Annotated in this window: 18 protein-coding genes; 6 read left to right on the top strand and 12 right to left on the bottom strand. The window is 69.1% G+C overall.

Translation table 11 applies throughout. The features are described from left to right. Positions 1–116 precede the first annotated feature (116 nt). The gene (locus CMO28_RS25030) at positions 117–515 is read left to right on the top strand and encodes a winged helix-turn-helix transcriptional regulator (protein WP_296718712.1); all 399 of its coding nucleotides are present in this window, start codon (positions 117–119) and stop codon (positions 513–515) included. Here CMO28_RS25030 and CMO28_RS25025 read toward each other — a convergent pair whose 3' ends face one another. Continuing rightward, positions 516–1,139: a TetR/AcrR family transcriptional regulator gene (locus CMO28_RS25025; RefSeq protein WP_296718710.1), complete on the bottom strand. Its 624-nt coding sequence runs from the start codon at positions 1,137–1,139 to the stop codon at positions 516–518. A gap of 103 nt (positions 1,140–1,242) precedes the next feature. Here CMO28_RS25025 and CMO28_RS25020 point away from each other — a divergent pair, with 103 nt between their 5' ends. Together CMO28_RS25020 and CMO28_RS25015 are read left to right on the top strand one after the other, a co-directional pair. After that, positions 1,243–1,851 (top strand): NAD(P)H-dependent oxidoreductase, encoded by a 609-nt coding sequence (locus CMO28_RS25020; RefSeq protein WP_296718707.1) that lies wholly within the window; start codon positions 1,243–1,245, stop codon positions 1,849–1,851. A gap of 83 nt (positions 1,852–1,934) precedes the next feature. Beyond that, positions 1,935–2,873, top strand: coding sequence for a cyclase family protein (locus tag CMO28_RS25015; RefSeq protein WP_296718703.1), 939 nt, complete (start codon positions 1,935–1,937; stop codon positions 2,871–2,873). 7 nt (positions 2,874–2,880) lie between these two features. On the opposite strand, the gene tmpT is transcribed toward CMO28_RS25015, so the two are convergent. Beyond that, the gene (gene tmpT, locus CMO28_RS25010; RefSeq protein WP_296718700.1) at positions 2,881–3,525 is read right to left on the bottom strand and encodes a thiopurine S-methyltransferase; all 645 of its coding nucleotides are present in this window, start codon (positions 3,523–3,525) and stop codon (positions 2,881–2,883) included. Positions 3,526–3,662: 137 nt separating this feature from the next. Between tmpT and CMO28_RS25005 the strand changes: the two genes are divergently transcribed. Next, complete coding sequence (locus CMO28_RS25005) at positions 3,663–4,379, top strand: helix-turn-helix transcriptional regulator (RefSeq protein WP_296718697.1); 717 nt, start codon at positions 3,663–3,665, stop codon at positions 4,377–4,379. On the opposite strand, the gene CMO28_RS25000 is transcribed toward CMO28_RS25005, so the two are convergent. After that, a complete protein-coding gene (locus CMO28_RS25000; RefSeq protein WP_296718695.1) occupies positions 4,363–5,700 on the bottom strand; it encodes an FAD-dependent oxidoreductase in 1,338 nt (445 codons plus the stop codon). The two genes, CMO28_RS25005 and CMO28_RS25000, sit on opposite strands and share 17 nt — an antisense overlap. 125 nt (positions 5,701–5,825) lie before the next feature. Continuing rightward, positions 5,826–6,566, bottom strand: a complete 741-nt coding sequence (locus tag CMO28_RS24995) for an SDR family oxidoreductase (RefSeq protein ID WP_296718692.1) — start codon at positions 6,564–6,566, stop codon at positions 5,826–5,828. A gap of 96 nt (positions 6,567–6,662) precedes the next feature. On the opposite strand from CMO28_RS24995, the gene CMO28_RS24990 reads away from it, so the two are divergent. Continuing rightward, positions 6,663–7,583, top strand: a complete 921-nt coding sequence (locus tag CMO28_RS24990; RefSeq protein WP_082828439.1) for an AraC family transcriptional regulator — start codon at positions 6,663–6,665, stop codon at positions 7,581–7,583. Positions 7,584–7,669: 86 nt separating this feature from the next. Next, positions 7,670–8,923, top strand: coding sequence for an MFS transporter (locus CMO28_RS24985; RefSeq protein ID WP_296718685.1), 1,254 nt, complete (start codon positions 7,670–7,672; stop codon positions 8,921–8,923). On the opposite strand, the gene CMO28_RS24980 is transcribed toward CMO28_RS24985, so the two are convergent. From CMO28_RS24980 to CMO28_RS24945, 8 genes are all read right to left on the bottom strand, one after another. Continuing rightward, complete coding sequence (locus CMO28_RS24980) at positions 8,911–11,364, bottom strand: TonB-dependent receptor (protein WP_296718682.1); 2,454 nt, start codon at positions 11,362–11,364, stop codon at positions 8,911–8,913. The two genes, CMO28_RS24985 and CMO28_RS24980, sit on opposite strands and share 13 nt — an antisense overlap. A gap of 157 nt (positions 11,365–11,521) precedes the next feature. Next, complete coding sequence (locus CMO28_RS24975; protein ID WP_296718679.1) at positions 11,522–12,445, bottom strand: FecR family protein; 924 nt, start codon at positions 12,443–12,445, stop codon at positions 11,522–11,524. Then, positions 12,442–12,942: an RNA polymerase sigma factor gene (locus CMO28_RS24970; protein WP_296718677.1), complete on the bottom strand. Its 501-nt coding sequence runs from the start codon at positions 12,940–12,942 to the stop codon at positions 12,442–12,444. The genes CMO28_RS24975 and CMO28_RS24970 overlap by 4 nt, the downstream gene beginning before the upstream one ends. Positions 12,943–13,213: 271 nt before the next feature. Further along, complete coding sequence (gene efeO, locus CMO28_RS24965; RefSeq protein WP_296718673.1) at positions 13,214–14,038, bottom strand: iron uptake system protein EfeO; 825 nt, start codon at positions 14,036–14,038, stop codon at positions 13,214–13,216. Between the two features lie 45 nt (positions 14,039–14,083). Next, positions 14,084–15,388 carry an iron uptake transporter deferrochelatase/peroxidase subunit gene (gene efeB / locus CMO28_RS24960; RefSeq protein ID WP_296718670.1) on the bottom strand — a complete coding sequence of 435 codons (1,305 nt, stop codon included), beginning with the start codon at positions 15,386–15,388 and terminating at the stop codon, positions 14,084–14,086. Position 15,389: 1 nt separating this feature from the next. Continuing rightward, positions 15,390–16,568, bottom strand: coding sequence for an iron uptake system protein EfeO (gene efeO / locus CMO28_RS24955; protein WP_296718665.1), 1,179 nt, complete (start codon positions 16,566–16,568; stop codon positions 15,390–15,392). 1 nt (position 16,569) lies between these two features. Beyond that, positions 16,570–17,415 carry an iron uptake transporter permease EfeU gene (efeU, locus tag CMO28_RS24950; RefSeq protein WP_014748158.1) on the bottom strand — a complete coding sequence of 282 codons (846 nt, stop codon included), beginning with the start codon at positions 17,413–17,415 and terminating at the stop codon, positions 16,570–16,572. A 202-nt stretch (positions 17,416–17,617) separates the two neighbouring features. After that, entirely contained in the window at positions 17,618–17,740 is a 123-nt protein-coding gene (locus CMO28_RS24945) for a hypothetical protein (RefSeq protein WP_267021083.1), read from the bottom strand. Between the last annotated feature and the right edge of the window lie 214 nt (positions 17,741–17,954).

Raw genomic sequence — 17,954 nt, 5'->3', positions numbered from 1 at the left:
TCCGGAAAGTGGACCGTGGATCCGAGGTATGCTAAACCCTGATCCCGCGCAAGAAGTCATCTTCGCGTCATCTGGTCACTGCGGCGTGACCTTTGCGGCCTTCCGGGAGAGGCGACATGGCAACGCAGACCGCCGGGAACACCCCGCGCAACGACCCGCCGGGCCCCTGGGACCGCCCGGCGGACGAGCCCTGCCCGATCCGCGACGTTCTGGACCGGATCGGCGACCAGTGGAGCATGCTGGTGCTCTCCAGCCTCTGGGAGGGGACGAAGCGGTTCAACGAGCTGGGCCGCCAGATCGGCGACATCTCGAAGCAGATGCTGTCGCGTACCCTGAGGCGCCTGGAACAGGACGGTTTCGTGCGCCGCACCGTCTATGCCGAGGTGCCGCCCCGGGTGGAGTACGAGTTGACCGATCTCGGCCGGTCGTTCATGGAGCCGATGCGGGCGCTGGTGGTCTGGGCCGACGAGAACCACGCCGCAATCCGCGCAGCCCGCAACCAATACCAGGACTGATCAGCCGCCCGCGCCCGCCGCGCCGCGGGCGATCAGATCGAGCAGGATCCGGCGGAGTTCCGCCTGCGCCTCCGCTGTCGTCAGATCCCCCGCCACCGCGGCATCCGACAGGGCGTCCGCCGCCCCCAGCATCGCCCAGAGCCCGGCGGCCGGCAGGTCGCCGCCCGGCGCGAAAGGCCCCAGCAGCTGCCGGCAGGTTTCCAGAAAGGCGCGCTGATAGTCCCGCTTCAGCGCCGCCAGCTCGGGTGATCCGGCAAGGGCCGCGAGCACGCCCGGGATCTCGCGCCCCTGGGCCGCCACGCAATCGACATAGCAGGCGGCGATGATCCGCGCCCGATTAGCAGCCGTGGGGGCGCCTGCCTCCAGCGCTGCGGTCATCGTGGCGGTCTGGCGGGCGTCGAAATCGCGATAGAGCGCGGTCAGCAGCCCCTCACGGGTGCCGAAATGATCATAGACCACCGGCTTGGTGACCCCCGCCCGCTCGGCCAGCCGGCCCAGGGTCAGGGCATCCGTGCCCTCGTCGCGGATCACCGTCCACGAGATGTCGAGCAGCTGGCGCAGCCGGTCCTCGCGGCTGAGGCGGCGACGTGGTGTGGAAGAACGGTCTGTCGGGACGCTTGACATGGCCTATATACCAAAAGTAACTTACTAAAAGTATATATCACCTACCCCCGATCTGCAATCCATCCCCCCTGCCCCCATCCATCTGCACCGGAGAGCACGCCCCATGCATGCGCTCATCGTCCTCTCGCATCCCGATCCCGGTTCCCTGACCCATGCCGTGGCCGCCCGCATTGCCGACGGCGTGGCGGAGGCCGGGCATAGCGCTACCCGCGCCGATCTGGCGGCCGAAGGCTTCGATCCGCGCTTTTCCGCCGCCGATTTCGCCGCCCATCGCGGCCGGGCCCCGATCCCGGCCGATATCCGTGCCGAACAGCAGCGGATCGATCGGGCCGATGCCCTGGTGCTGGTCTATCCCGTCTACTGGTGGTCGATGCCCGGCCTGCTCAAGGGCTGGATCGACCGGGTGTTCAGCAATGGCTGGGCCTATGACGACCGGTCGGGCAAGGGGATCCGCAAGCTGCTGGGCCGGCTGCCGGTGCATCTGGTGGCGCTGGGCGGCGCCGATCTGCGCACCTATGCCCGCCACGGCTATTTCGGCGCCATGCGCACCCAGATCGACCACGGCATCTTCGACTATTGCGGCGCGCCGGTGGCGACCACCGAGCTGATGGTCGACACCGACCCCGGAGAGACGGCCGCCGCCCATCTCGACACCGCCCATGCCCTGGGCCGGCGGCTGTTCGCGACGCACAGGGCCACCGACGCCGCCTGACCGCGCCTGCCTCTCGACACCGATGCGCAACATGCCCGAGGATAGCTGCATCCCCCGGTATCCTTTGCGCTGAGGAGAGCAGGATGACGACGCGGTTCGTGACACGGCTGGCGCTGGCCGCCGCAACCTTCCTCGCCGCGGGCGGCAGCGCGCTCGCCGGGGATGGTTCGCTGTGGAAGGTCTATGACGAGAGCCTGAAATCGGCGAAATACATCGACCTCACCCATGCCTTCGCGCCGGTGCAGCCGGTCTGGCCGGGCTTTTCCAACGCCCGGTTCAAGCCGGCAGTGGCGGGCCAGGACATTCCGGGCTATGTCGCGACGGGCGAGGAATTCACCTACGACAAGCACGGCTTCGTCGCCTCGGCCTATGACCTGACCACCGACCAGTACGGCACCCAGCTCGACCCGCCCTCGCACTGGAACCCGCTGGGTGCCACGATCAGCGATCTGCCGCCGACCTATGCCGTGCGGCCGCTGGTGGTGATCGACATCAGCGGCAAGGTGGCGGCCGATGAAGGCTATCACCTCCAGATCGCCGATATCGAGGCCTGGGAGGCGAAGCACGGCCGCATTCCCGAAGGCTCGGTCGTGTTCGTGCGCTCCGACTGGTACAAAAAATGGAGCGACACGGCGCGCTTCAACCAGAAGCCCTTCCCCGGGGTCGGGCTCGACGCGCTCAAATTCCTGCACCTGGAACGCAGGATCCTGTTCCATGGTCACGAGCCGCTCGACACCGACACCACGCCGACGCTGGAGGGCGAACACTGGCTGCTGCACAATGATTTCGTGCAGGCCGAAGGCGTCGCCAATCTCGACAAGGTGCCCGAGGCGGGCGCCCTGGTGACGATCGGTTTCGCAAAGCCCGAAGGCGGTTCCGGCGGCTTCGCCCGCTATGTCGCCATCGCCCCGGCGGACTGGCCGGAGGGGGTGACGATCGCCGAGGCGCCGGGCGCGCCGCTGCCGCGCCAGCCGGCACCGCTGGTGCGCGACGAAAACGGGGTGTTCCGCCCGAAGCCGTAACCCGGCCTCAATCCCCGCGCGGCGTCAGCTGCCAGATGCGCTCGACCACCTCGCTCAAGCCTTTGAGACCGCGCTCGACCGGCGCGGTCTCAAGCTCCTGAACCTGGTAGTCCGCGCCGTAGAGCGCATGGATCTCGCGGGCCTGCACCGAGAAGGGCGGGCCCTTGGCCAGCGACTGGTCGTATTCATAGCTGATCAGCAGCTGGCGTGCGCCGCCGGTCAGGCCGCGGAGATGACCGGCATAGCGCCGCCGGACATCCGCCGGCAGGGCCACCAGCGCCGCGCGGTCATAGATCGCATCCACCGGCCCCAGATGCGCCGGGGTGAGCGCGAAGACGTCGCCCACGAAGATGTCGATACCGGCGGCGGAGAAGCGCTCCAGCGGCCCCGCCGCCGTCACCTCGGGGGCAAGCTCCAGCTCGGCGAAAAGCTGCTCGATCGCGCCGCGGTTCAGCTCGGCGCCGGCAACCCGGGCGCCCCGCCCCATCAGCCAGGCGATGTCGCGGGTCTTGCCGCAGAGCGGCAGAAAGACGCGGCTGCCCGCCCCCGCCTCCAGACGGTCGGCATGCTTCACCAGGAAATGATTGGGCCGGCCTTCATGGAAGCCGATCTCGTTGCGCTGCCATTTGCCGTGCCAGAAATCCGCATTCATGCCGCCTGCCGCCTTCCGTAAGGATCGGGATCTGCGTCAATCTAGTCGCGACGGGACGCCGACGGAAGGTGCGCGCGATGCAGGATGATACTGCAGCCGGCGCCCGCCGACCGGCCCGATGGAAGGGAGAGGCTGCCATGGAGATCGATGCCGACCGGCTGGGCCGGACACTTGCCGCGCTCGGCCGTGCCCATGATCCACGGGGGTTTGCGACCGCAGGCGCCCGGTCGATCGCCGCCCTGTTCGATGCGCCCCGCGCGGTGCTGTCGTTGCGCGGCAGCGATGGTGGAGAAAGCCGTTTCATCGCCTGGCCCGGCTGGTGCGCCGAGACCTATCGCCAGCAGGTCCGCAGCCACGACCCGATCCGCGCCTGGCTGGATGACAGCCGACCCGGCACGCCGCCGGTCGTCCGGCTGTCGGATCTGGTGCCCGGGCACGGGCTTCAGCGCGCGCCCTATTTCGAAACCCTGCTCCGGCCCACGGGCGCGCGCCATGTGCTGACCCTCGCCATCCGCCAGGACGGCCGGATCGCGGCGGCACTCAGCCTGGTGCGCAACCAGGATGCCCCCGACTTTTCCTCCGAAGATCGCAGCCTCGCCGCCGCGCTGGTTCCGGCGCTGGAGATGAGCTATGCCCTGGCCCATCGCCGCCTGCCCGCCGCCGCACAGCCATTCACCGCACGAGAGGCCGAAATCGCCCGGCTGGTGGCGGATGGCGCCACCAACAAGGCGATCGCCCGCCGGCTGGGCCTCAGCCCCGAGACGGTGAAAAACCATCTGCGGGCGGTGTTCGCGAAAGCCGGGGTCGCCAACCGCACCGCCCTCTGCGCCTGGATGCTCAGCCGCGCGCCATGATCTCCGACGCCGCCTGCAACCCCGACCAATGGGCCTGGCCCACGGTGCTGTTGGTCAGATAGTCGCCGCAGAACGCCACCCGCGGCAGCGGCCCCAGATCCCGAAAGGCCTTGAGCCGGGTGACGAAGCCCTTGGGCCGCTTGCAGATCGCCGCCGGCTGGCGCGAGACGAAGGCATCGATCAGCCGCGTGCCGGCCAGCCCCGGCACCGCCTCGACCATGTCCCCCCAGGTGATCGCGATCAGCTCCGCATCCGTCGCATCGGCATGCTGCCGGCAGCCGGCATCCTTCCACTGGGCATGCGCCAGGGTGGTGCCGTCGCCGCGATCGGTGAAGCGCATATTGCCGGTGCGATGGAAGCCGTCGGCCGCCGGCAGAACATAGGTGTCGAGCAGATCGCCCTTGGGCCGGTACAGCAGGTAATAGACGATGTGGTGGCCGGCATAGTCGATCGCCTCGAAGAAGCCGCGCCGCCCGGCATCCAGATCAGGCATCAGCCCGGCGACCAGATGGCCGGGTACCGCCATGATCACGGCATCGGCGCGGATGACCTCCGGCGCCTCGTCCGCCCGGCTGCACGCAACCTGCACACCGTCGGCATCATGGCGCACCTGGTGCACCGTGCAGCCGGTGCGATAGTCGGTGCCCGGATCGGCCGCAAAGGCCCGGCCCAGCGCCCAGGTCAGCCGGCCGACGCCACGCTCGCGATAGCTCCACATATGGTTGCCGGCCCAGGACAGCCGCCCGGCCGAACTCCAGGCCGTCCAGGCCAGGGAGAAATCCTCGGCGCCATAGCCGCAGAACATGCCCATGCAGGGTTCGAGGAAATAGTCGACGAAGGCAGGTGACAGACGCCGGAAATGCTCGCAGGCATTGACGTCGTCCAGGGCCACCACGCTGGTCAGGTCGCGCGGATCGGCCGCCAGCATCCGCCGGGCCAGCCGCGGCAGGGCCACCAGCAGCCGGGCCTTCTCGGCAAAGGGGATCGCCGGATGGCGGGCGGCGCTCATCGGGTCGAAGGCGCCGAAATCCGCCACCTCGCGGCGGCGGATCAGCACGTTCCAGCGATGGGCGGCCGTCAGGTCCAGCAGGTCGTCCGGTGCATGCAGCCCCAGCTCACGCGACAGATCGGCGAGATTGGTTTCGGCGCCCAGAAAGGCGAAGGCGCCCGTCGGAACCCAGGCGCCCTGCCAGAACACCGACCGGCAGCGCCCGCCCGGCTCGGCCGCCTTTTCAAGCAGCACCACCTGGTGCCCCTCGGCCCTCAGCCGCCAGGCGGCACCCAGGCCGCCGATGCCGCCGCCCACGATGATGACCCGCATGCCCCCGCCCCCTCTTTTCACAGCAACCGGGGCCGAGTCTGAAAGCTCGTCGCGGATGGCACTATGACCCGGATGGGCCATGGTGCGGGCCGCTGGGGGCGGGCCATTGGGGGGAGGCAGGGGGCTCAGTCCTGAACGGTCGGCCGGATCACCAGATCGCCGATATCGACCCCGTCGGGCTCGGCGATCGCGAAGGCGATGCTGCGGGCGACGGCATCGGCATCCAGGCCGATCTCCGCCATCCGGGCCTGCATGCCCGCCATCTTTCCCGGATCAGGCATCGATGCCGCAAGATCGGTGCGCACGAAGCCGGGCGAAATGCCGGTGACGCGGAAATCGCCGCGCGATTCCTGGCGCAGCCCCTCCATCACCGTGCGGACCGCATTCTTGGTTGCCGCATAGACCCCCATCCCCGGCACGATGCGCAGCCCGGCGGTGGAGATCACCGTCACGAAATGGCCGGATGTCTGGCGGCGGAACACCGGCAGCGCCGCCGCGATGCCATAGAGCACACCGCGCAGATTGATGTCGATCATCCGGTCCCAGTCGTCGACCGCCAGATCGTCGAAGGGACCGATCGGCGCGACACCGGCATTGGAGACCAGCACGTCCAGCCGCCCGAAGCGTTTGAGCGCCAGATCGACCAGACCCGCCGGCCCGTCGCGTGTGGCGACGTCGGCGGCCATCCAGGCGACCGTGCCGCCATCGGCGGCAATCGACGCGGCCACCTGTTCCAGCCGCGCGGCCCCCCGCCCGGCCAGCACCAGCCTGGCGCCGCCTGCCGCCAGCCGGCGGGCCGTCGCCGCGCCGATGCCGCTGCCGGCACCGGTCACCACCACCACCTTGCCCTCGATCCCATCCGTCATCGCATCGCCTCCGTCATCGATAGGTTTCCAAGAGGCTAGCCGGCAGCTTTCGGTGTTGCTATGAGACGGGATCCAGAGTTTCGGCGAGATCGTCCAATGTCGACCGACCCCCTCTCCGGCATCCTCGGCCTGCTCGACGTGCGGGGGGCCGCTTTCGTGCGGCTGGAAGCCGGCGGCGACTGGTCGCTGGCCTTCCGGCCCCGCCCGCTGGTCAAGTTCAACGCCGTGCTGCGCGGCCGATGCTGGCTGACCCTCGACGGTGGCGCGCCGGTGCAGTTGCAGGCGGGCGATGCCTTCCTGCTGGCCCTTCCCCCCGGCTATACGGTCGCGAGCGATCCGGAGCTGCCGCCGGCGGACGGATCGGCGCTGTTCGCCGCCGCCGCGCGCGGCAGCGTCACCTGTGGCGGGGACGAGGTGGTGCTGATCGGCGGCAGCTTCACCATCGACCGCCCGGATGGCGAGCTGCTGCACGGGATCCTGCCGCCCTTCCTTAAGATCGACATGGCCGATCCCCGCGCGGCCGGGGTGCGGGCAACCCTGGCGCGGCTGGAAGCCGAGCTTCTGGCCGGGGATCTGGGGGTGGATCTGGTGGCCCGGCGCCTGGCCGAGGTGCTGCTGATCGACATGTTGCGCGCCCATGCCGGCCGCGCGACGCAAGAGGGAGGCTGGCTGCTTGCGGCGCTTGCCGATCCGAAGATCGGCGCGGCCCTTGCCGCCATGCATGCCGATCCCGGCCGCGACTGGACGGTGGCAGAGCTGGCGCGGCTTGCCGCCATGTCGCGATCGGGCTTTGCCCGGCGCTTCGCCGAGGCGACCGGCACCACGCCGATCGACCATCTTCTCCACTGGCGGATGCGCCTGGCCCGGGCGGCGCTGCGCCGGGGCGGTACCACGATCGGTGCCCTGGCCGAACGGCTGGGCTATGCCTCGGAAAGCGCCTTCGGCACGGCCTTCAAGCGCGTCCACGGCCGCGCGCCGCGCGGCTGGGCGCAGGAGAACCGCGCAACCGGCGGCTGACGGCTGACGGATCACCCATCGCCTTTGCGGCACGGATGGTGCAGGCTGCGGGTTCCCGTCCCTGCCGCCGCCCCGGCCCCAGCCGCGTGCCTCTTGCCCCGAACCTTGCCCCGAACCTTCCGCCGATCCTGGCCCCGCTTCGCGCCGATGCCCGCTGGTATGCGACCGGCTATCTTGCGATGTTCGCCTCGTCTTTCGGGCAGACCTTTTTCGTGGCGCTGTCGGGGAACGACATCCGGGCGGCGTTCAGCCTTTCGGCGGGCGATTTCGGGCTGATCTACACCGCCGTCACCCTGGGCGGGGCCCTGCTGCTGGCACTGACCGGCGGGCTGGTCGACCGGATGCCGGTCACGCGCGTGCTGGCCTTCACTTTGCCCGCCTTCGCGGCCGGTGCCGTGCTGACCGGCACGGCAACTCACCTTCTCCAGCTGATCCCGGGCCTGCTGCTGCTCCGCTTCTGCGGGCAGGGGATGATGGTGCATCTGGCCTATACCACCATCGGCCGCTGGTTCGCGGCCGGGCGCGGCCGCGCGGTCTCGATCGCGGCCCTTGGCCTCAACACCGGTCAGGCGCTGCTGCCGCTGGGTCAGGTGGTGCTGGCGGGCGCCATCGGCTGGCGCCTCGGCTGGATCGTCGCGGCCGGCCTTGTTCTGCTGCTCTGGCCGGTGCTGGCCCGGCTTGCCGCCCGCGACCGGCAGCCGGCGGCGGCGGGTCCGGCCGCAGCCGCGCCACCCGTCCGCCACTGGTCGCGGGCCGAGGTGCTGCGCGATCCGTGTTTCTATCTGCTGCTGGCCGGCATGCTGCCGCCCGCCTTCATCAGCAACACCATCTTCTTCCACCAGACCAGCCTTGCCGCCGCCCGCGGCTGGGCGCCCGAGGTCTTCGCCTCGGCCTTCACCCTTTATGCCGTGATCGCGATCGGCAATGTCCTGCTGTCGGGCCATCTGATCGACCGGGCAAGCGCGCGGCGCCTGCTGCCGGTCTATCTGCTGCCCTTCGGGGCCGCCTGCCTGGTTCTGGCCGGCGTCGAGGCGCCCTGGTCGGCCTTCGCCTTCATGCTGCTCTACGGCATCACCGACGGCATCTCGCTCACCCTTTTCGGCAGCCTCTGGCCCGAGGTCTACGGCACCCGCCATCTGGGCGCCGTGCGGGGGGTGGTGGTGGCGGCCATGGTGCTGGCCGCCGCCGCCGGCCCCGGCCTTGCCGGGCTGCTGGTCGATGCCGGGATTCCCCTGCCCTGGCTGATCGCCGGCATGGGGTGCTATTGCGGCCTGATCTGCCCGGTGCTGGTGCTGACCGTCCGCCGGGTCTCGGCCCGGCTGGCGGATCAGAAAGTGTAGGCCACCGCCGCCTTCACGCTGCGCCCCTTGGCCGAGAAGCCGTTGAAATAGGCCTTGTAATCCTTGTCGAACAGGTTCTGCACCGTCAGCCGTGCGGTCGCCCCGCCGAACAGGCCGTCGCGCGGCGTCCAGCTGACATAGACGTCGTGGACACCATAGCCGGCGCTGGCCGGATAGGGTGTATAGGGGATCAACGCATCATTCGGGACGTCGTCCTGGCCGGCGACGAACAGCCCCTTCCAGCCGACCAGCAGGGCGTATTCCGGGATCTTGCGGCCGAACTGGGCGACCAGCTTGAACGGCGCGATGTCGTAGACCGGCTGATCGGCACCATAGATGTCGCGCACCGATCCCTCATGCTCGCCTTCGGCATAGGCGAGGCTCAAGCCGGCGATGTAGAGCGGGCTGTCATAGAAGGCTTCCAGCTCCACGCCCTGGGTATAGAAGCCGCGGAGATTGTGATGGCTCGGCACCCGGTCGGGATAGCGGCCGACATTGGGCGAGCCGAACACCCGCATGATGTTGTCCGACACGTCGTTGCGATAGATCTGGACCCGGGTCAGCACCTTGTCCTTCGGCTCCAGGACATCGCCGAAGGTCAGCACCGCGCCGATCCGCTTTTCGAAAGCACGCTCGGCCTCCAGCTGGCGCGCGGAGGACCGGTTGGTGCCGACCTCGTAGATCTCGTCGACCAGCGGTGCGCGCAGCTTGTAGGCGAGCCCGCCGAACAGCGCCAGATTGTCGTTCACCTGATAGAGCGCGTTCAGCGTCGGCGAAAAGCCCTTATGCACCACGGCCGAATAGTCATGCCCCTTGGCGGGGTCGCTGTAATCGGCCGCGGCATTGGGCACGCCGTCGGTGCGGATATGGTCGTAGCGCAGGCCCGGCGTGACCGTCAGCCCGTTGCCGAAATCGACCTCGTATTCCATCCAGCCGGCATAGATCGTCTGGGTGCCGGCCGGAATGTTGTAGGGCTGAAGATGGCCGTAATTGCGATCGGGATCGTTCCGGTCCGTCCAGGAATAGGCCATGCTGTCGCGGTCCTGGTGCTTCACCTGGGCGCCGATGCTGAGCGTCGTCTCCAGGCCACCGACCGCAAAGCGGCTCTCGTTATAAATCTCGGCGCCGTAGTTCTCGTAAGACAGCCAGCTTTCATTGCCGCCAAGGCCCAGGTTGACATAGATGTCCTCGACCTGGCGCTTATCGTGCTGCTTCGTCTCGGACCACGACAGCTGCACGGTGGTGCGGACCAGCGGGTCGGCCGGATCGTAGACATATTTGCCCGACAGCGAGCGGTCATCGGTCTGGCGCCGCACGGTCAGCCGGGCCAGCGCCTGTTCGAAACCGTAGCGATCGATCTGATAATCCGACGGCACGATCTGGCCGGTCTTGGCGGCGAAGGGGCCGAGCACGTCGCTGGTCGACATGGCGCCGCTCAGTTCCAGGAAATGATCCTCGCGCGCGACGCTGCCCTTGAAATGGCCGCTCAGCAGTTCGCCTTCCGACAGGTTGAGCTTCTGCCCGTCGGCCGTCCGGTACCTGTCGTTGTCGCGCCGGGTGGCCGAGACCAGCAGTTCGGCGCCGCTGTCGTCGTCACGGCCGAAAAGCGCGGTGGTCCGGCTCCATTCCTTGCCGTTGACGCCGTAGCCGAGCTTCAGGAAGCCGCCGATAGTCTCCCCCGGCAGCAGCATGTCCGACGCGGATTTGGTGGTCAGCGCCACCGTGCCGCCGAAAGCGCCATAGCCGCGGGGGGAGAACGAGCCCTTGTCGACGGTGATCTCTTTCACCAGCTCCGGCTCGATGAACACCGTGCCCTGGCGGTATTTCTCGAAGCTCTTGTCGGCACCGTCGAGCGTGATCGCCACATCCTCATGATCGCCGAACCCCCAGATGTTGAGCGAATGCCCGTCGGGCCTGGCAGAGCCGACCAGATCGACACCCGGAAGATCGTTGAGCAGTTCCGGCACCGAATTGGCCTGGAGCCGCTCGATCGTCTCCCGATCCACCGTCGAGGTCGCGATGGTGCGGATATCGGTCAGCGTGCTGATGACCACCACCGGATCCAGCTTCTGCGCCTCACCCCGGATCGCCGCTGCAGGAACCAGGGTCACGACGCCCCCCTCTGCCGTGCGGAAATCGAGCCCGGTGCCCTCAAGCAGCGCCACCAGCGCCTGCATCGCATCCATCTCGCCCGCGACACCCGGGCTGGTCCGGCCCGCGGCCAGCGACGGGATGTACGAGATCTGCAACCCCGACTGCTGGCCGAAAACCTGCAGCGCCTGGGCAAGCGGGCCGGACGGCACGGCATAGCTCTGCTCTGCCGCCCGTGCGACCGCCACCCCCGGCTGCCCCGGCAGCGCCCCGCTCATGGCTGCCGTTGCGGCAACCGACATCATCAGGATCCGGCGCAGCCGCCGCACCCGTCCACCAAGACCAGCCATCGTGACGTCCGTCCAATCATTCTTGCAGCAGATCAGGGGTGGGGCCTCGGTCTGCATACCGATGCACCGCCACCCTCCTGTCAGCCTGGACGGAATCCCGGCCCGGATTTGAACCCCATATTTGCGAATTATTTTCAATCGCAACAAGACGGCGATGTCAGGTCCGGTCGATCACCATCGCCCAAGACCCGATCCGGCGCAGCCGGCCGCCATAGGGGCGGATCACCGCCCGGGCCGCCGCCTCCGGGTCGCTCGTGGTATAGACCCCACTGATCGGCATCGCGCCGAGATCGTCATCCAGCAGCACGATCCGGCCGTCATACCAACGGGCGATGCGGGCGAGCACGGCCGCGACCGGCTCCCCCTCCACCACCAGCCGACCCTCGCGCCAGGCTGCGAACTGGCCGGGGGCCAGCCGGCTTCGGGCCACCCCCCCCCGGCTGCCGTCGATCACCAGCCGTTCGCCGGCCGCGCAGACGGCCGTGCCGCCTGGACCGGAAAGCCGCACCCCGCCGCGTTCGACGCTCACCACCCGCAGCGCGCCCTCAACGGCCAGGTCGAAGACGGCAGGTCCCGCCTCGCTTCGCAGGGACAGCCCGCCCGAGGTCACGGTGAAGGGCGCGGTCCCCGCCGGCTCGAAACAGGCCAGCCCCTCACGCAGATCGGCACCGGCAGCGGTCAGCGTGACGGCGGTCAGCGGCCCGATCGTGGCGCGACCGCCGCCGGGAAGGTCGACCATGGTGATGGCGGCGACATCCGTTCGCATCCCGGCAGTCAGCCGCGGGATCAGGGCAAAACCCGCCACCCCGGCGGCAAGCGCCACACCGCCGGCCAGAACGGCGCGCCGCCCGATCCGGCGTGCGGGAGGCTGCGGGATCCGGCCGGCCGCCCCCACGGCCCGGCCGGTCAGGGCGTGCAGCTCCAGCGCCTCGCGCCAGATCCCGTCATGCACGGGGCTGCGGGCCCGCCATTCGGCGATCAGCCGCAGGGTCACCGGGTTGTCGGGGGCGTTCTGCCGGCGGATCAGAAGGTCGAAAGCCTCCTGCCAGAGCGTCTCGCGATCAGGCGGCGCCGTCGTCATTCTGCGTGCTCGTCCAGCCGGCGTTTCACATGGCCATAGGCATCGCGCACCATCGCCCAGACCCGGGCGGTCGACACCTCAAGCTCGTCTGCGATCTCAGCCAGGCTGCGCTCGCCCAGCCGGTGCTGTTCGAAGGCCCGCCTTGTGCGCGGCGGCAGTTCGGCAAGTGCCGCCTCCACCACCGCCAGCCGCTGGCGGGCCGCGGCGGCGCGCTCGGCATCCGGTGCCTCGTCGGCGATCTCGTCCAGCAGATCGGGCGACAGCTCGACCAGCGCCGCCCCCGGCTCACGCCGGTGCCGGTCGACCAGGAGGTTGAGCGCGATGCGCTTCAGATAGGCGCGCGGATTGTGCAGCACCGCCGTGCCACCGCCGCCCGCAAGCAGCTTCACGAACACGTCCTGGGTGATGTCGGCGGCGACATCCGCCGAAACGCCGCGGGCGCGCAGGGATGATCCGATATCCGTCGCATGCCGGCGGAACAGGGCCGGTAGATCCATGGGCTCCGATGCCTTCGTGTCGCGGACGTGCACCCACGCCCGGCCCGCCATCGGGCGGCCGGATCGATGCAGCGTCGGTGGAGGCGACACGCCCCCGCACACAGGATAAACCGGCAGCGACAAAGGTCCGGGCCAGGATCCCCGGGCGACGGGCTGGGGGCGGAACGGATCGGTCACAGGCGCGGCGGCTGGTTCTTTATGGGGGCCCGCAGGCCCGGCGCGGAGTGTAGACCAGGATGCGCCGGGCCGCCAGAGATGCCCGTCCGTGAGGTCAGGCGAGGCCCAGCTTGCCGCGCAGCGTCGACAGATCTTCGGCCAGCGTGTTCACCTTCGCCGCCAGGATCCGCCGGTCGGCATCGGTCAGCTTCTCATACGAGACGAAGCCGCCGCCCGACATTCGGTACTTCTCCAGCACCTTGCCGGCATCGGCGAAATTGCCGTCGACGCGCGCCACGAAATCCTTGTCGGCGATCAGCGGCCGCAGCAGATCGTAGATTTCCTTCGAGCCCGCGAAATTGGCGTCGAAATCCCAGAGATCGGTATGGCTGTAGCGGTCTTCCTCGCCCGAGATCTTGGTCGCGGCCACCTCTTCCATCAGCGCCGCGGCCCCGCCGACCACCGCTTCCGGCGGGAAGGTCAGCGCGTTGATCCGGCTGTTCAGGTCTTTCACATCGGCCAGCAGCCGGTCGGCATAGCCTTCCAGCCCCCGGGTGCTGCCGGTTTCCCAAAGCCCGTATTCGATCCGGTGGAAGCCGGTGAAGGTCTCGTCCTTCTCCCCCTTCTCGTAGTCGTCGGCGCGGGCGTCGATCGACCCGTCGAGATCGGCGAACAGCTCGGCGATCGGCTCGATCTTCTCATAGCTGGTACGGGTGGGCGCAAACAGCGCCTTGGCCCTGTCGAGATCGCCGGCCTTGATCGCCGCCGTCAGCGCCTCGGTATCGCTCACCAGCTGATCGGTATTCTCGGCGACATAGATCTTATAGGCCGACAGCGGCCCGACCAGATCGAGCGACGGATCCGCCGCCAGCGCGGCCGGCGCCGTCGCTGCAACAAGACCGACGATCAGGGCACCGGTGGTGAAGAGCTTTGCAGCCATGCTGCCTCCTGCATCTCTCGTAAAGGGTATGACGCGGCAAGGCGATCAGGCCCGCCGGGCGGCCTGGATCAGCGATGAGCCGACATAGTCGTCCGCATCGGTGGCACCGGGCGGTACGAAGAAATACCCGCCGCCGATCGGCTTGATGTATTCCTCCAGCGGCTCGCCGTTCAGCCGGTTCTGGACGGTGATGAAGCCCTGCTCCAGATCTGCCTGATAGCAGATGAAGATCAGCCCCTGATCCAGCTGGCCGTTCTTCATCACGCCGCGCGAATAGTTGAACGGCCGCCGCAGGATCAGATTGGCGGCGCTTGCGGGCGTGCGCGGATTGGCGAGGCGGATATGCGAGTCGAGCCGGGTCTTCGCCCCGTCCGGATCGGCGGCATAATCGGGCACGTCATGCTCCGTCGCCCCCGGCCCGCCATCCAGCGGCGCGCCCGTCACCTTGTTGCGGCCGAAAATCCGTTCCTGTTCGGCAAGCGGCGTGCGGTCCCAGCGCTCGACCATGTTGCGGATGATCCGCACCGCCTGATAGCTGCCGCCCCGCGCCCAGCCGGGTTCGTCGGCGGCACTGGTCCAGACCACCCGGTCCATCAGCGCGGCATCGCCCGAGGCCGGATTGGCCGAGCCGTCACGGAAGCCCAGGAAGTTGCGGGCGCTGGGCGTCGATCCGTCGGCGGCGGCGGCGACCGGCGGCACCGAGCCTTCGACCATCCAGCGCAGCACCAGAAAGGCCGACAGGTTTTTCACGATGTCGCGCAGCGCGTGGATATTGGTGTCCTGGGTATTGGCGCAGAACTGGATCGACAGATCGCCGTGGCAGAGGTCCGGGTCCAGCGCGTCATTGGGGAATTCCACCATGCGCGTCAGCTTCGCGGGCGCCAGGCCCGCCAGCCAGGGCCGCGCGAACAGCGAGGCACCAAGCCCGATGGTGATGGTCAGATCATCCGGCGTGACCACCGGCCCCAGAATGCCGGAATCCGCCGGCGGTAATTTCGGATCGCGGGCCGCCACCGGGCCGCCCGTGGCGAGGAAAGCGGCGCGCGCGCTCAAGGCCTTCAGCATCCGCTCCAGATCGTCCAGCGACATGGCGACCACGTCGAAGGCGGCGATGATACCGTTGGCCGGGCGCGGGGTGGTGATCCCCGCCTGATGGGCGCCGTAGAACGGCACCCGCCCCTGCATGCTGCCCGGATGGGCGTGGGGGGCGTCATCCACCCGGGGGGCGGAGACCGCCGCGGCGGCCGGCCGTGCCGGGCGGATCAGCGCACCGGCGGCGGCACCTGCACCAAGGCCGATCAACAGGCTGCGCCGGCTGGGTCCGGCCTTCCGTTTCAATTCTGCAGTCATCTCAACTTATCCCGATCACGGGGGGCAGCTTGCCCAGGGTCGTCTTCAGCCCGGCCAGATCGCGCGTCAGGGCGGCGCGCCCCTCCCCCGCTGCGGCGGTCGCGGCATCGGCCTTGCGCAGGCGGGCAAGATCGCCCGCCACCCGGTCGAGTGCGGCAGTCAGCTCCGCCTCCAGCGCCGGATCGGCGCCCGAGACGATCTGCCCCAGCAGGCCGGTCAGCTTGGCGATGCCGTCGAGGCTGGCCTCAAGCTCGTCCAGATGACGCTCGTCCAGATCCTGGTCGGCAACCTCCCCCTCGGCGGCGCCCGGCCGGGTCTCGACGATCCGGCCGGTCATGTCGGCCGGCAGGGCCAGCAGCAGGGCCGGCGTCACCTCGGTGGTCTTCAACCTCTGGTTCAGGGTTTCAAGATCCGCGACCAGCCGATCGGCGACCGGCAACAGCCCCTCGATACTGCCCCGGGTGAAGAGCCCGTATTCGATGCGGTGATAGCCGATAAAGCCGGGGTCGGCCTCGCGCCCGGCCAGATAGGCCGCCTGCGGATCGATCACCGCCTGCAGATCGGCAATGCGATAGGCGAGCGGCTCGATCCGGCGCCAGGGCAGCCGTGCGGCCGTCCAGGCCCGGCGCGCCGCCTCCAGGTCGCCGGCCGCGATGGCATCGCGCAGCGCCGTCGCGGCCTTCACCGCCGCCCGACCCTGCATCACCAGATAGACCCGGTATTCGGCGAGCGGCCCCAGGAACTGCCGCAGCGTCACCTCCGACGCCGCAGCCGCCGCCTCGTCCGAGGCCGTCACATGCAGCACCCCGCGCGGGCTGGACAGCAGCCCGCAGGTGATCTCGTAATCGCCGGGGGTGAGCTGCACGGTCAGCATCTGGTGGAAGCCCGGCACGATGTTCTCGCGCTCCGCCACCACCATCACCCCGTCCAGGATCTCCCATTCGATCGGGCGGTCCGAGGCATTCACGATCTCGAAACTGCGCCGGCCACCGGGCAGGGTGATGGTCTGCGGATCGCAGCGCCCGACGGTGACGGTGACCACCTGATCGGCGGCCCGATCAGGGCCCGCCTGCCGGCTCTGCTCGGTCGCATACCAGAAGGCAGCACCACCGGCGATGGCAAGAATGGCGGCACCCGCCACCGCCAGCTGCATGGCACGAGAGGTCTCGGATCCGCTCATCTCACCCCTCCCGCGCGACCGGGCGTGCCGCAGCCACGGGGGCGGCCGGCCTCAGGAACAGGATCAGCGTCACCGCCAGGAAGGCCGCATAGACCAGCACCTCCCCCAAAGTCGGTGCCTCGCGATAGCCGAGCAGCCCCGACAGCACCGTGCCCACGGCCCCCGATTCCGGCAGCACCCGGCCCAGATCGTAGACCACGCCCTGCAGCCCGTTCCACAGCCCCGCCTCGTGCAGGGCCTTCAGCGCGCCGGCCAGCAGCCCCGCCGCCACGAACAGGATGACGACCCCGGTCCAGCGGAAGAAACGCGCCAGGTTCAGCCGCAGCCCGCCGCGATAGATCGCCCAGCCGATCCCCGCCGACACCGCAATCCCGGCAAGCGCGCCCAGAGGGGCTGCGGCATCCCGGCTCTGCTGAAAGATCGCCAGCAGGAAGAACACCGATTCCAGCCCTTCCCGCGCCACCGCGAAGAACACCATGCCGATCAGCGCCCAGCCGGCTGCACGGCCGCCCTCTGCCGCCAACGCCTGATCGATGCCGGCATGCAGCTCGCGGCGGATCGATTTCGCCGCCCGGCGCATCCAGAACACCATCGCCACCAGCACGACCACGGCGGCGATGCCGACCACGGCCTCGAACAGCTCCTGTGCCTTCTGCGGAAAGCCGGCGCTGACCATCTGCAGGGCGGCGCCCGTGAACAGCGCCATGGCGGCGGCAAGGAAGATCCCCACCCAGACCGCAGGCAGCTGGTCGCGCCGGCCGGTCTGGCGCAGATAGCCGGCGATGATGCCCACGATCAGGGCCGCCTCCAGCCCCTCGCGCAGCATGATCAGAAAGGGTGCGAGCATGGAATTGCCTTCTCTGCGTCCCCTGCCCGGCCCCGTGCCCTTGCCCGGTCAGGCAGGGCAAGGGCACAGGGCGACCGGCCGGCCGCTCAGCAAAGGGAGCAGCCGACACCGGACCGGACAGGAAACGGATGGGATCGGATGGAAAATCGGCGCCGGCGCGCCGGCCAGGGCCGCGAGCGGCCCGGCGGAGCCGTCGGTAATCTTACGGCGCTTCGGCCATGCCGTTCGGCACCGAGCGCCCATCAAGGGTCGGCACAAGCGGTGCAGCGGTCATGACGGTAATGGCCGGGGATCCGGTCATCATGGAGCACAGCGGCTCGAACATGCGGACGGCCTTCTTCGATCATTCAGATCTGCCGGAGGCCCGAACCGGGCCCTCGACGGCTGGGGCACAGTCTTCCACAGCTGAGACGCATTCGCAACCGCGGTGGTGCCCCCTTCCAGGGCAATCGGGTGAAACTGTGCGTGACAGGACGGAAAAAGTCTGAATCTCTCGTTGTCGACGTTGCTGGCTTGGGAGGGATGAATGGAACCGTGTG

Source organism: Tistrella sp., assembly GCF_002684955.1.
Lineage (GTDB): Bacteria > Pseudomonadota > Alphaproteobacteria > Tistrellales > Tistrellaceae > Tistrella > Tistrella mobilis.
Note: the sequence above shows the minus strand (reverse complement) of the source record. Positions and strands in the feature narration are given on the sequence as shown.

Bases quoted from the DNA above. Each gene is read 5' to 3' on its own strand.
- CMO28_RS25030 (WP_296718712.1), top strand. From the start codon at position 117: ATGGCAACGCAGACCGCCGGGAACACCCCGCGCAACGACCCGCCGGGC.
- CMO28_RS25025 (WP_296718710.1), bottom strand. From the start codon at position 1,139: ATGTCAAGCGTCCCGACAGACCGTTCTTCCACACCACGTCGCCGCCTC.
- CMO28_RS25020 (WP_296718707.1), top strand. From the start codon at position 1,243: ATGCATGCGCTCATCGTCCTCTCGCATCCCGATCCCGGTTCCCTGACC.
- CMO28_RS25015 (WP_296718703.1), top strand. From the start codon at position 1,935: ATGACGACGCGGTTCGTGACACGGCTGGCGCTGGCCGCCGCAACCTTC.
- tmpT (WP_296718700.1), bottom strand. From the start codon at position 3,525: ATGAATGCGGATTTCTGGCACGGCAAATGGCAGCGCAACGAGATCGGC.
- CMO28_RS25005 (WP_296718697.1), top strand. From the start codon at position 3,663: ATGGAGATCGATGCCGACCGGCTGGGCCGGACACTTGCCGCGCTCGGC.
- CMO28_RS25000 (WP_296718695.1), bottom strand. From the start codon at position 5,700: ATGCGGGTCATCATCGTGGGCGGCGGCATCGGCGGCCTGGGTGCCGCC.
- CMO28_RS24995 (WP_296718692.1), bottom strand. From the start codon at position 6,566: ATGACGGATGGGATCGAGGGCAAGGTGGTGGTGGTGACCGGTGCCGGC.
- CMO28_RS24990 (WP_082828439.1), top strand. From the start codon at position 6,663: ATGTCGACCGACCCCCTCTCCGGCATCCTCGGCCTGCTCGACGTGCGG.
- CMO28_RS24980 (WP_296718682.1), bottom strand. From the start codon at position 11,364: ATGGCTGGTCTTGGTGGACGGGTGCGGCGGCTGCGCCGGATCCTGATG.
- CMO28_RS24975 (WP_296718679.1), bottom strand. From the start codon at position 12,445: ATGACGACGGCGCCGCCTGATCGCGAGACGCTCTGGCAGGAGGCTTTC.
- CMO28_RS24970 (WP_296718677.1), bottom strand. From the start codon at position 12,942: ATGGATCTACCGGCCCTGTTCCGCCGGCATGCGACGGATATCGGATCA.
- efeO (WP_296718673.1), bottom strand. From the start codon at position 14,038: ATGGCTGCAAAGCTCTTCACCACCGGTGCCCTGATCGTCGGTCTTGTT.
- efeB (WP_296718670.1), bottom strand. From the start codon at position 15,388: ATGACTGCAGAATTGAAACGGAAGGCCGGACCCAGCCGGCGCAGCCTG.
- efeO (WP_296718665.1), bottom strand. From the start codon at position 16,568: ATGAGCGGATCCGAGACCTCTCGTGCCATGCAGCTGGCGGTGGCGGGT.
- efeU (WP_014748158.1), bottom strand. From the start codon at position 17,415: ATGCTCGCACCCTTTCTGATCATGCTGCGCGAGGGGCTGGAGGCGGCC.
- CMO28_RS24945 (WP_267021083.1), bottom strand. From the start codon at position 17,740: ATGTTCGAGCCGCTGTGCTCCATGATGACCGGATCCCCGGCCATTACC.